This window comes from Azospirillum sp. Sh1 (genome assembly GCF_008365135.1).
GTDB classification, from domain to species: Bacteria; Pseudomonadota; Alphaproteobacteria; order Azospirillales; family Azospirillaceae; genus Azospirillum; species Azospirillum oryzae.
The window spans coordinates 50,854-62,941 of sequence record NZ_VTTK01000038.1 but is presented as its reverse complement, the minus strand read 5'-3'; the positions used below and the strand labels follow the sequence as shown (position 1 = coordinate 62,941).

General features: G+C 67.5%; 8 protein-coding genes. 4 read left to right on the top strand and 4 right to left on the bottom strand.

Going from position 1 to position 12,088, the window contains the following annotated elements; translation table 11 throughout:
- Positions 1 to 330 precede the first annotated feature (330 nt).
- Both FZ029_RS27170 and FZ029_RS27165 read right to left on the bottom strand, forming a co-directional pair.
- A complete protein-coding gene (locus FZ029_RS27170; RefSeq protein WP_149272785.1) occupies positions 331 to 1,329 on the bottom strand; it encodes an LLM class flavin-dependent oxidoreductase in 999 nt (332 codons plus the stop codon).
- Positions 1,330 to 1,450: 121 nt separating this feature from the next.
- A complete protein-coding gene (locus FZ029_RS27165; protein WP_149272784.1) occupies positions 1,451 to 2,704 on the bottom strand; it encodes a sodium:proton antiporter in 1,254 nt (417 codons plus the stop codon).
- 304 nt (positions 2,705 to 3,008) lie between these two features.
- On the opposite strand from FZ029_RS27165, the gene FZ029_RS27160 reads away from it, so the two are divergent.
- A complete protein-coding gene (locus FZ029_RS27160; protein WP_149272783.1) occupies positions 3,009 to 5,777 on the top strand; it encodes a PAS domain-containing protein in 2,769 nt (922 codons plus the stop codon).
- A gap of 143 nt (positions 5,778 to 5,920) precedes the next feature.
- Here FZ029_RS27160 and FZ029_RS27155 read toward each other — a convergent pair whose 3' ends face one another.
- Positions 5,921 to 9,064 (bottom strand): efflux RND transporter permease subunit, encoded by a 3,144-nt coding sequence (locus FZ029_RS27155; RefSeq protein ID WP_149272782.1) that lies wholly within the window; start codon positions 9,062 to 9,064, stop codon positions 5,921 to 5,923.
- Positions 9,065 to 9,095: 31 nt separating this feature from the next.
- Positions 9,096 to 10,298, bottom strand: coding sequence for an efflux RND transporter periplasmic adaptor subunit (locus FZ029_RS27150; RefSeq protein WP_149272781.1), 1,203 nt, complete (start codon positions 10,296 to 10,298; stop codon positions 9,096 to 9,098).
- Between the two features lie 369 nt (positions 10,299 to 10,667).
- On the opposite strand from FZ029_RS27150, the gene FZ029_RS27140 reads away from it, so the two are divergent.
- From FZ029_RS27140 to FZ029_RS27130, 3 genes are read left to right on the top strand one after another with little or no spacing between them, the layout of a single operon-like run.
- On the top strand, positions 10,668 to 11,384 hold the full coding sequence (locus FZ029_RS27140; RefSeq protein WP_247892524.1) for a TetR/AcrR family transcriptional regulator: 717 nt from the start codon (positions 10,668 to 10,670) through the stop codon (positions 11,382 to 11,384).
- A 52-nt stretch (positions 11,385 to 11,436) separates the two neighbouring features.
- Positions 11,437 to 11,688: an antitoxin gene (locus FZ029_RS27135; RefSeq protein WP_149272780.1), complete on the top strand. Its 252-nt coding sequence runs from the start codon at positions 11,437 to 11,439 to the stop codon at positions 11,686 to 11,688.
- On the top strand, positions 11,688 to 12,086 hold the full coding sequence (locus tag FZ029_RS27130) for a type II toxin-antitoxin system VapC family toxin (RefSeq protein WP_149272779.1): 399 nt from the start codon (positions 11,688 to 11,690) through the stop codon (positions 12,084 to 12,086). The genes FZ029_RS27135 and FZ029_RS27130 overlap by 1 nt, the downstream gene beginning before the upstream one ends.
- Positions 12,087 to 12,088: the final 2 nt, after the last annotated feature.

Here is a 12,088-nt window from a genome sequence, read left to right as displayed (position 1 = left end):
ACTGCCGCCGCCTGCGCATCCCTTCTCACAACACGGTATAAACTTGTCAAAGAACCCGCAACGCTGAGACGCGTCGCTTCCGAACATTTCAGCGGCGCTCCGTTTTGGATCACCGCGTCGTGTTCGGCTTATTTAGTGGTCTTTACTTTCGTTGTCAACCTCTTTTTTTCGAGGCGCTCGACACTTACTTGTTCGGACCGCTGTTTCCTTTGAAGCGTCACTGCCTTGTGGGTCGTGCTGCGTCGCGGGAGGCGGTGTATAGGCCGGCTGGCCGATGCCGCGCAAGGGCTTTTTTCACCGCCTCCACATTTTTCAATCAAATCACCTGAATCAACCAATCCGCTCGCGCAGTTCGGCCCCGATCTGGAAGGAGCGCAGACGGGCGGCGTGGTCATAGATCTGGCCGGCCAGGATCAGTTCGTCCGCCTGGGTGGTGCGGATGATCTCCGACAGCTTGGCCGCCACCTGATCCGGCGTGCCCACCGCGGCCATGGTGCCGAGCGCGCGGTCCACCATCATCTTCTCGGCCGGGCTGCTCCACCAGGAGTCGATGTCGTCGACCGGTGGCGGCAGCTTGCCCGGCGTGCCGCGGCGGAGATTGGCGAATTGCTGCTGGGCTGAGGAGAAGATGCGGCGCGCCTCGGCCTCCGTATCGGCGGCAAACAGGTTGGCGGCGACCATGGCGTGCGGCTTGTCGAGCGTCGCCGACGGTTCGAAGCGGGCGCGGTAGATCGCCAGCGCCTCCATCAGCATATCGGGCGCGAAGTGGGAGGCGAAGGCGAACGGCAGACCCAGCATCGCCGCCAGTTGCGCGCTGAACAGGCTGGAGCCCAACAGCCACAAGGGCACCTTCAACCCGGCGCCCGGCACGGCGCGGATGCGCTGGTTGGGCTCCGGCTCCTCGAAATACATCTGCAGTTCGACGACATCCTGCGGGAAGCGGTCGCCGCTGTCGGTCATGTCGCGGCGCAGAGCCCGCGCCGTCATCATGTCGGTTCCCGGCGCGCGGCCCAGCCCCAGATCGATGCGGCCGGGATAGAGGGATTCCAGCGTGCCGAACTGCTCCGCCACCATCAGCGGCGCGTGGTTGGGCAGCATCACCCCGCCCGATCCGACCCGGATGGTCGAGGTGCCGGCGGCGACATGGGCGATCACCACGGCGGTGGCCGCACTGGCGATGCCCGGCATGTTGTGATGCTCGGCCAGCCAATAGCGCTTGTACCCCAAGCGCTCGGCATGGCGGGCGAGGTCGAGGGTGTTGCGGAAGCTGTCGGCGGCGGTCGCCCCCTGGACGATCGGGCTGAGGTCGAGAACGGAAAAGGGGATCATGGCGCGGTCCATAATGAGGGCCGGCTGGCGGCCAACTGTTGCGATTGAAGGTGTGGTCGGAGCGGCGCCGATTCCACGCCACCCCCTGCGAGGCTGCCCTGCGTCGGCGGATCGGTCAGCGTCACGACCGGTCATCGCCGTAGAGCCGCCGGCCGATGGGCTCAAGGGTCAGGCCCTGGACCAGGATGGTGAAGGCGACGACCACATAGCAGACGGCCAGGATGGAATCGCGGTAGGGGCTGTTCGGCAACGACAGCACCAGCGCCACCGCGATGCCGCCGCGAAGGCCCGCCCAGGTCATGATGATAAGGGCGCTGGTCTTGCCGCTGTGCCCGATATGCATCAGCAGGGCGGGCGTCAGGCTGAGCAGGCGGACGACCAGAGCCAGAGGCACGGCCAGCGCGGCGGCCAGCAGGGCCGGCCCCGTCCAGGTGATGACCGCCGTCGCCTCCAGCCCCACCAGAAGGAACAGCAGGGCGTTCAGCACGGAATCGATCATCGCCCAGACCACCTGCAGATCGCGGCGGCTTTCGTCGCTGCTGACATGCTTCTCGGTGGTGTAACCGATCAGCAGACCGGCGACGACGACGGCGATGGGACCCGACACGCCCAGCCAGCTGGCCAGCGAATAGGTCCCCAGCACCAGGGCCAGCGAAATGGTCAGCTCCACCGTGCTCTCGTCGATCCGCCGTTTCGCCTGATATGCGATCCAACCGCAGACGAAACCGAGGGCGGCACCACCGAAAGCCTCCTTGACGAAGTCCAGCGCCACCTCCACCGCCCCCAGATCCTGGCCGCTGCCGGTGGCGAGGTGGAGCAGCGTCGCGAACACCACCACGCCGACCCCGTCGTTGAACAGGCTTTCACCCGAGATCACGGAGCGCAGCGTTTCCGGGACCGGCAGCCGCCCGAGGATGGCATGCACCGCCACCGGATCGGTCGGCGCGATGGCCGCCCCCAGCACCAGGCACCAGATCAGCGGGACGTCGATCCCGGCCAGTCCGAAGATGACGTTCAACCCAAGCCCCATCAGGCCGGTGAACAGCATCACCCCCAGCGTCGCCAGCGCCAGCACCGTCCATTTCCGCTTCAGCAGCGCACACAGATCCTCGTTCACCGCGGCGGCGTAGAGCAGCAGGCTGAGAATGCCGTCGAGCAGAATCTCCGGCAGGCTGATCTGCTGGATCAGGTTGCGCAGCCAGTTGCCGATGCCCAGGCTGGCGGTGATCGCATCCACGCCGCTCACCAACAGCGCCAGCGCCAGCCCTTCGAAGAACAGCGCGATGGTGCTGGGCAGCTTCAGCCACTTGTGATTGATGAAGCCGAAGGTGGCCGCCAAGGTCAGCAGAACGGCGGACAAATGGAACGGACCCACGGGCGTTCTCCAAAAAAAAGCGGTACGGCCAAAAAGCGGTACAGAATGAACGGCAGCCCGTCCGATATCCCGGACAGGACAAGAAGCGGTTTGCAGATGTGATGATCTCGACAACATCGGCACAGGTGCGAAGGTCGCGCCGGCATGACGAATTAAGAAAACTACTCCCAAATGGCTAGCGGCCGCTGATTGCCACACATCTTGCGATTGCCTATTCTCGCGCCATGATCCGCATGAAAAGCTCCATCTTTTCCCGAACTGCCGGGCATCGACGACGCAAACCCGCGGCTGCGGTGTTCGTCGCATGATGACCGATCCGGTCTGGCAGGATGCCGCAAGGCTGCGGCAAGCCGGGGAAGCCGGCAGTCCGGCTCATGGCGGCCCGGTACAGGGTGGTCCGGACGTCTTCACCGGCGGCGGGGAGATGGGCCGGCGGATGCGGGCGATGGACTGGTCGGCCACACCGCTCGGCCCGGCAGAGGACTGGCCGCAGTCGCTGCGCACCATCGTCAACCTGATGCTGACCTCCAGCTTTCCGATGTTCGCGGTCTGGGGGCCGCAGCTGACCTTCCTCTACAACGACAGTTACCGCCCCATCCTGGGCGACAAGCCGGAGGCGCTGGGCCGCCCCTTCGCCGAGGTGTGGGCCGACATCTGGCCCGACCTGACCCCCCTGGTGGCGCGCGCGCTTGCCGGCGAGGCGACCTATCACGAGGACCGGCGGCTGGTGATGCAGCGGCACGGCTACCGCGAGGAGACCTATTTCACCTTCTCCTACAGCCCGGTGCGCGACGAGACCGACCGCGTCGCCGGCATGTTCTGCGCCTGTACCGAGAACACCGCCCGCGTGCTGGCCGAGCGGCGGCTGACCTTCCAACTCGATCTGGCGGAGCGGCTGCGCGGGCTGAACGACCCGGTCGGCATCACCGCCGCCGCCGCCGAGGCGATCGGCCGCCATCTGCGGGTGGCGCGGGCCGGCTATGGCCGCACCGATCCGACCGGCAGCCTGATCTCGGTCGAGCGCGACTGGAGCGACAGCGGGGTGGCGAGCCTCGCCGGGGAGTCCCGCCTGCTCGACAGCTTCGGCCCGGCGCTGATCGCGGAACTGCGGGCGGGATACACGCTGCGCGTGGACGACGTCGCCACCGATCCGCGCATCTCCGGTCCCCACACCGGTGGTGGCGGGCCGGCGGCGGCCTTCGCCGGCATCGGTGCGCGCTCCCTGCTGGTGGTGCCGCTGCTGAAGGCGGGACAGCTGACGGCGATCCTCTATCTGCACGAAACCAAGGCCCGCCATTGGACCGACACCGACGCCGCCCTGGCGGAGGATGTGGCGGAGCGGACCTGGGCCGCGGTGGAACGCGCGCTCGCCGAAGCGGCCTTGCGCGCCGCCAACAAGGCGCTGATGCGCGAACGCGCCGCGGTCGAGGCGGCGAACGCCCGGCTGGCGGCGGAGGGGGAGCGGCTGCGCACCCTGTTCCGGCAGGCGCCGGGCTTCATGTGCGTGCTGCGCGGGCCGGACCATGTCTTCGAACTGGCGAACGACACCTACATGCAGTTGGTCGGCCGCCAGGATCTGGTGGACCGCCCGGCGCGCGAGGCTTTGCCGGAGGTGGAGGGTCAGGGCTTCTTCGAACTGCTCGACCGCGTCTATGCCAGCGGCGAGACCTTCGTCGGGCGCAACATGCCGATCCGGTTCCAGCGCCGGCCGGGCGAACCGCTGGAGGAACGCTTCCTCACCTTCGTCTATCAACCGATCCGGGATGAGGACGGGCGCGTCAGCGGCCTGTTCGTGGAGGGCAGCGACGTCACCGAGGCCAAGCGGGCGGAGGAGGAGCTGCAGCAGCTCAACGCCACGCTGGAGGCCCGCGTCGCCGAGGAGGTGGCGGAGCGCGAGCGCGTCCAGGTGGCCCTGCTGCAGACCCAGAAGACGGAAGCGCTGGGCCAAATGACCGGCGGCGTCGCCCACGACTTCAACAACCTGCTGCAGGCGCTGTCCGGCTGCCTGCACATGATCGAAAAGCGGGCGGAGGGATCGCGCATCCAGCCGCTGGTCGATGCCGGGCGGCAGGCGGTGGACCGCGGTGCCAAGCTGGTCCAGCAGCTGATGGCCTTCGCCCGCCGGCAGGCGCTGCGGCCCGAGACGGTCGATCTGCGCGACCGCGTGCTGGGCATGTCGGAGCTGCTGAACCGCGCGCTGCGCGCCGACATCCGGCTGGAGATCGACTTCTCCACCGGGCTGTGGCCGGTGGAGGTCGATGCGACCCAGCTGGAACTGGCCCTGCTGAACCTCGTGGTCAATGCGCGGGATGCGATGCCCGACGGCGGCGCCCTGACGATCCGGGCGGCCAACGTGACCCGGGCGCATGGCGACGCCGGGGCGGCCCAGGGAGTTCCCGACGGGCTGTCGGGTGAGTTCGTGCAACTGACGGTGAGCGACACCGGCACAGGCATGCCGGCCGAGGTGCGGGCCCGCGCCTTCGATCCCTTCTTCACCACCAAGGAGATCGGCAAGGGCAGCGGACTGGGCCTGTCGCAGGTCTATGGCTTCGCCCGCCATTTCGGCGGAACCGCCTGGATCGAGAGCGAGGAGGGGCGCGGCACCACCGTCGGCCTGCTGATCCGCCGTTCCGGCACCGTTCCGGCGACGGCGGCCGAACCGGCGATGGCGGAGACCGGCGCCACCCGCGTCGGCGGCCATGTGCTGGTGGTGGAGGACGACCCCATCGTGGCGCTGACCGTCGCGACGGCATTGGAGGATGCCGGCTTCACCATCACCCGCACCGCCACCGCCGACGAGGCGCTGCCCCTGCTGGAGGCCGGCGGTTTCGATCTGCTGTTCAGCGACGTGGTGATGCCCGGCACCATGAGCGGCGTCGATCTGGCCCGCACCGCGCGACGGCTCCGGCCGGACCTGCCCGTCGTGCTGGCGACCGGCTACAGCGAGGATGTCGCCCGCGCCACCGGGGTGATGGTGCTGCCGAAACCCTACCGCATCGACCGTCTGGTCGAGGTGCTGGACACGCTGCTGACGGATGCTGGGATTCCCTCTCCCCCCCGGGGAGAGGGTTAGGGTGAGGGGGACGCGCGGCGAGGACCATCAAGTATCGCGCACTCCCCGATCCACACAAAATCCACGTCATGCATCCCCCTCACCCCGACCCTCTCCCCGGGGGGGAGAGGGGGATATTCGCGGGGGTGAGAGAAAGGCGCCGTTCAATCCCCCGCCACCGGCTGCGGCATGGCGCCGTGGCCGGGGCGGCGGCGGACGAACAGGCGGTAGACGGCGACGAAGAAGACCGGCACGAACAGAACCGCCAGCACGGTGGCGGAGATCATGCCGCCCATCACGCCGACGCCGATGGCGTTCTGGCTCTCCGACCCGGCGCCGGTGCTGATCGCCAGCGGCAGCACGCCGAGGATGAAGGCCATCGAGGTCATGATGATCGGGCGCAGGCGCTGACGGCAGGCCTCCGCCGCCGCCTCCTTCAGCTCCATGCCCTGGTCGTACAGCGCCTTGGCGAACTCCACGATCAGGATGGCGTTCTTCGCCGACAGGCCGATGGTGGTCAGCAGGCCGACCTGGAAATAGACGTCGCTCGGCAGGCCGCGCAGCGTCGCCGCGATGACGGCGCCGATGACGCCCAGCGGCACCACCATGATGACCGACACCGGCACCGACCAGCTTTCATAGAGGGCGGCCAAGCAGAGGAAGACGATGATCATCGACAGGGCGTAGAGCGCCGGCGCCTGCGAGCCGCTGAGCCGCTCCTCGTAGGAAAGCCCGGTCCACTCGTAGCCGATGCCCTGCGGCAGCTTCTGCATCATCGCCTCCATCTCGGCCATCGCCTCGCCCGAGCTGATGCCCGGCGCCGCCGATCCCTGGATGTTCAGCGACGAGGAGCCGTTGTAGCGCTCCAGCTTGGGCGAGCCGTAGATCCACTGCGCCGTCGTGAAGGCGGAGAAGGGGACCATCTGGCCGCTGGAATTGCGCACGTACCAGCGGTCGATGTCGCTGGGCTGCATGCGGTAGGGCGCGTCGGCCTGGAGATAGACCTTCTTCACCCGGCCCTGGTCGATGAAGTCGTTGACATAGGACGAGCCCCAGGCCGCCGACAGCGTCGTGTTGATGTCGCTGAGCGACAGGCCGAGCGCGCTCGCCTTCTCGCGGTCGATGTCCAGCTTGAACTGCGGGGTGTCCTCCAGCCCGTTGGGGCGGACGCCGACCAGCTTGGGGTTCTGCGCCGCCATGCCGAGCAGCTGGTTGCGCGCCTGCATCAGCCGGTCATGACCCAGCCCCCCGCGGTCGACCAATTGAAGGTCGAAGCCGGTAGCGTTGCCGAGGCCCGGAACCGACGGCGGCAGGAAGGAGAAGACGACCGCGTCCTTCAGCTTCGACATCGCCCCCATCACCCGGCCGGCGATGGCCTGCGGCTTCTGCGACGGCAGGGTGCGCTCGCTCCAGTCCTTCAGCCGGACGAAGGCCATGCCGGCATTCTGGCCGCGACCGGAGAAGTTGAAGCCGACGATGGTGAACAGGCCTTCGACACTGTCCTTCTCCTGTTCCAGGAAATAGGCGGTGACGGCCTTGGCGGTCTCGGCGGTGCGCTGGGAGCTGGCGTTCGGCGGCGCCGACCACAGCACGAACAGCTGGCCGCGGTCCTCCGTCGGCAGGAAGGAGGACGGCATCTGCAGGAACAGGTAGCCCAGCCCGCCGAGGATCAGCAGATAGGCGATGAAATAGCGGCCCAGCCGGTTCACCGCCCCGCGCACGCCGCGGACATAGACCCGGCTGCCGGCATCGAAGCCGCGGTTGAACAGGCCGAAGAAGCCGCCGCGGGCGTGGCCATGGCCAACCGTGACCGGCTTCAGGATGGTGGCGCAGAGCGCCGGCGTCAGCACCAGGGCGACCAGCACCGACAGCGCCATCGCCGAGACGATGGTCAGCGAGAACTGGCGGTAGATGGCGCCGGCCGACCCGCCGAAGAACGCCATCGGCACGAACACCGCCGACAGGACCAGGGCGATGCCGACCAGCGCGCCGGTGATCTGGTCCATCGACTTGCGCGTCGCCTCGCGCGGGGAAAGCCCCTCCTCGCTCATCACGCGCTCGACATTCTCGACCACGACGATGGCGTCGTCCACCAGCAGGCCGATCGCCAGCACCATGCCGAACATCGTCAGCACGTTGATGGAGAAGCCGAAGGCCGACAGCACCCCGAAAGTGCCGAGCAGCACCACCGGCACCGCGATGGTCGGGATCAGCGTCGCGCGGAAGTTCTGCAGGAACAGGTACATCACGACGAAGACGAGGACGATCGCCTCGAACAGGGTCTTGATCACCTCGTGGATCGACAGCTGGACGAAGGGCGTCGTGTCGTAGGGGTAGATGACCTCGATGCCGGCCGGGAAGAAGGGCTGAAGCTCCGCCACCCGCGCCTTGACCGCGGCGGCGGTGTTCAGGGCGTTGGCCCCGGTCGCCAGCTTGATGCCGACGCCGGCCGCAGGCTTGCCGTTGTAGGCGGCGTTGATCTCGTAGGTCTCCGACCCGATCTCGATCCGGGCCACGTCGCGCAGCCGCACCTGGGATCCGTCGGGGTTCACGCGCAGCAGGATGGCGCCGAACTGCTCCGGCGTCTGGAGCCGCGACTGGGCGGTGATGGTGGCGTTGATCTGCTGGCCCTGCACCGCCGGGGCGCCGCCGAGCTGGCCGGCGGAGACCTGGGCGTTCTGGGTCTTGATCGCGTTGGAGACGTCGGTGGTGGTCAGCGCGAAGTTGTTCAGCGCGTCGGGGTCCAGCCAGATGCGCATGGCATGCTGCGGCCCGAAGACGGTGATGTCGCCGACGCCTTCGACGCGGCTCAGCGTGTCCTGGAGGTTGGAGGTGACGTAGTCGGCGATGTCGCCCTGGCTGAGGCGCCCGTCGCTGGACACGAAACCGACCACCAGCAGGAAGTCGTTGCCGGCCTTCGACACCTGGATGCCGCGCTGCTGGACCTCCTGCGGCAGCAGCGGCGTCGCCAGCTGCAGCTTGTTCTGGACCTGGACCTGGGCGATGTCGGGGTTGGCCTCCGGCTCGAAGGTCAGGGTGATGGTGACGTTGCCGGAGGAGTCGCTGTTGGAGGACATGTAGCGGAAATGGTCGAGCCCGGTCATCTTCTGTTCGATGACCTGGGTGACCGTGTCCTCCAGCGTCTTGGCCGAGGCGCCGGGATAGCTTGCGGTGATCGACACCGTCGGCGGCGCGATCTTCGGATATTGCTCGACGGGCAGCCGCAGGATCGCCAGCGCGCCCGCCATCATGATGACGATGGCGATGACCCAGGCGAAGACCGGCCGGTCGATGAAGAATTTTGACATGTGACGGTATCCTGCGGACGGGATCCTGGGATCAGCGGGCCGAAGCGGCCTTTTCCGGCAACGATGCGAGGGCGTTCTGGGCGGGCACCGGCTTCACCTCGGCACCCGGCTTGACCTTCTGCAGGCCCTCGACCACCACGCGTTCGCCGACGGCCAGCCCGTCCGACACCAGCCAGACATTGCCGACCGCGCGTTCGGTCTTGATGGTGCGCGGGGTCGCCTTGTTGTCGGCCCCCACCACCCAGACGCGGGCGGAGCCGTCCGGCCCGCGGGCGACCGCGGCCTGCGGCACGGTGATGGCGTTCTCGGCCACCCCCTGCTCGACGCGGGCGCGGACGAACAGGCCCGGAAGCAGCTCCTTGTTCGGGTTGGGGAAGACCGCGCGCAGCTGGACCGAGCTGGTGCCGGCATCCACCGTGACGTCGGCGAATTGCAGCTCGCCCTTCGCCGGATAGGCGGTGTCGTCGCCGCTGCCGTTGCTGTTCAGGAACAGCGTCACCGGGATCTTGCCGGGCTCGGCCGGGCGGATGCGGCCGGTCGCCATATCCTCGCGCAGCTTCATCAGCTGCGAGGCGGTCTGCGTCACGTCGACATAGATCGGGTCGAACTGCTGGATGGTGGCCAAGGCCGTCGCCTGGTTGGAGGTGACCAGTGCGCCCTCCGTCACCGCCGACTTGCCGATGCGGCCGGAGATGGGGGCGAACACCTTGGTGTAGTTCAGGTTGATGCTGGCGAGGTTGTAGGCGGCCTTGGCGGCGGCGACCTGCGCCTCGTTCTGCTTCAGCGAGGCCTGGACGTCGTCGAAGTCCTGCTTGCTGACCACGCTGTTCTTCACCAGATCGCCATAGCGCGACGCCTTGTTGCGGGCGGCCTGCAGGTTCGCCTCCGCCTTCTGGACATCGGCCTGGGCGCTCGCCAGCGACGCCTCGTAGGTGGCGGGGTCGATCTGATAGAGCTGGTCGCCCGCCTTCACCTCGCTGCCCTCGCGGAACAGGCGCTTCAGCACGATGCCGCTGACCTGCGGCCGGATTTCGGCGATCCGGTAGGCGGCGGTACGGCCCGGAAGCTCGGTGGTCACGGTCAGTCGCTGAGGCTCGATGGTGAGGACCGACACCTCCGGCGGACCGCCGCCCTGGGGCTGGCCGGACGCCTGCTTCTGCTGGTTGCAGCCGGCGAGCAGCGCGATCAGGCAGGCCGCCGCGGCCAGCGTCATGAATGGATTGGATCTGGACATCTCTTTCCTCGTCTCGGCGCCGCGCGTCGGCGGACCCGTCTCCCTGCTACGCTGCGGAGTCAGGAGGTCCGGCACATCCCCGTTGCTTAGTACTGTCTCATACAGTACACTGTACCAGACGATACATTCAGAATGCTGCACCGCGCAAGAGGGTTCCGCAGATGCCCGATATGGGGCTGGAACATGGGAAGTCACCCTCGACGGACAAACAGGAAGCCACTGCGGAATCCCCCGCGGGAGCCCCTGCGTCCTTCTTACAAGTCGCACCGGACGGTGATCCGGGGCAGAGCTTCCGCATCGGCGCACGCGACGGGTGGCCGGACCAGAAATGAAACCGGCCGAAGCCGATGCGCCGGAGGGAAACGCAAAATGACCAGCAGCCGGAACGACCGGATCGAGCCTTTGTCGACCACCGCCTCCACACCCGCACCCGCTGCCGGCCCCCCTTGCGGGCCGGCCACCTGTGGGCCGCGCGGCATGGCGCGCCGGCAGGCGATCCTGACGGCGGCACGGCGGCTGTTCGTCGAGAAGGGGTTCGAGAAGACGACGCTGAGCGACATCATCGCCGTCGCCGGCGGCTCCCGCGCCACGCTATACGAGCATTTCGGCGACAAGGAGGGGCTGTTCCGCGCCATCATGGAAGAGGACAACGCCATGATCCTCTCCGGCCTCGCCCCCGCGCAAGGCGACGAGCACATGACGCCGGAAGCCGGGCTGACCGCCTTCGCCCTGCATCTGGTCAAGGCCTTGCTGAACGAGGAGACGACCGCCACCGTCCGCATCCTGATCGCGGAGGGCGACCGCGTCCCCGACATCGCCGAGGCCTTCTTCCGCATCGGACCGGAGAACGCCATCGGCCGGCTGGCCGATTACCTGCAACTTCTGTCGGATCGCGGCGACCTGCACATCGACGATCCGGCCGCCGCCGCCCAGGCCTTCCTGGGCATGGTCACCGGCAACCTGCTGGTCCGCCGCCTGATCCTGCCGCAACGCGCGCCAGCAATTCCCGACCTCGACCGCTATGTCCGGCAGGCGGTGCGGCTGTTCCTGAACGGCGCCCGCGTGGCGGAGGCGGCCCGCGATTGACCTCGCCCCCTTTGTGGCATATGTATCCGGCATATACATGGAGGGCCGTGGCATGCCACAATCAGCAGCGCCGCAGCGCAAGGAAGTCCGCCTGTTCCGCAACAACCGCAGCCAGGCCGTCCGCATTCCTGTGGAATTCGAATTGCCCGGGGAGTCGGTGTACATCAGTCGCGACGGTGATCGGTTGATCATCGAACCCGTCCGGAAGAAGGGGCTTCTGGCATTGCTTGAAAGCTGGGAGCCGCTGGACGAGGAATTCCCGGACATCAAGGACGCGCCTGTTGCTCCCAAGGACATCTTTTGATGCTTTACATGCTCGACACCAATGCGATGAGCGACCTTATCAGGAACCCATCGGGTAAGATCGCTGGGCATGTGCGACGTGTCGGGGAGGATGCGATCTGCACCAGCATCGTGGTGGCGGCGGAACTGCGGTACGGTGCAGCCAAGAAGGGGTCGGCGAAGCTGTCCCGGCGGGTCGAGGAACTGCTGTCGGATGTGACCGCGCTTCCCTTCGACCTGCCGGCCGATGCCGAGTATGGCAGCATTCGGGCTGAACTGGAGGCTGCCGGCCATCCCATCGGCGGCAACGATCTGTTGATCGCCGCCCATGCCCGCGCGCTCGACACCATCCTGGTGACGGCGAATCTGCGGGAATTCCAGCGCGTTCGCGGCCTTTCGGTCGAAAACTGGCTGGAATGACG

What these genes read in the sequence shown, in the direction of transcription:
- FZ029_RS27170 (WP_149272785.1), bottom strand. Translation starts at nt 1,329, where the DNA reads ATGATCCCCTTTTCCGTTCTCGACCTCAGCCCGATCGTCCAGGGGGCG.
- FZ029_RS27160 (WP_149272783.1), top strand. Translation starts at nt 3,009, where the DNA reads ATGATGACCGATCCGGTCTGGCAGGATGCCGCAAGGCTGCGGCAAGCC.
- FZ029_RS27155 (WP_149272782.1), bottom strand. Translation starts at nt 9,064, where the DNA reads ATGTCAAAATTCTTCATCGACCGGCCGGTCTTCGCCTGGGTCATCGCC.
- FZ029_RS27150 (WP_149272781.1), bottom strand. Translation starts at nt 10,298, where the DNA reads ATGTCCAGATCCAATCCATTCATGACGCTGGCCGCGGCGGCCTGCCTG.
- FZ029_RS27140 (WP_247892524.1), top strand. Translation starts at nt 10,668, where the DNA reads ATGACCAGCAGCCGGAACGACCGGATCGAGCCTTTGTCGACCACCGCC.
- FZ029_RS27135 (WP_149272780.1), top strand. Translation starts at nt 11,437, where the DNA reads ATGCCACAATCAGCAGCGCCGCAGCGCAAGGAAGTCCGCCTGTTCCGC.
- FZ029_RS27130 (WP_149272779.1), top strand. Translation starts at nt 11,688, where the DNA reads ATGCTTTACATGCTCGACACCAATGCGATGAGCGACCTTATCAGGAAC.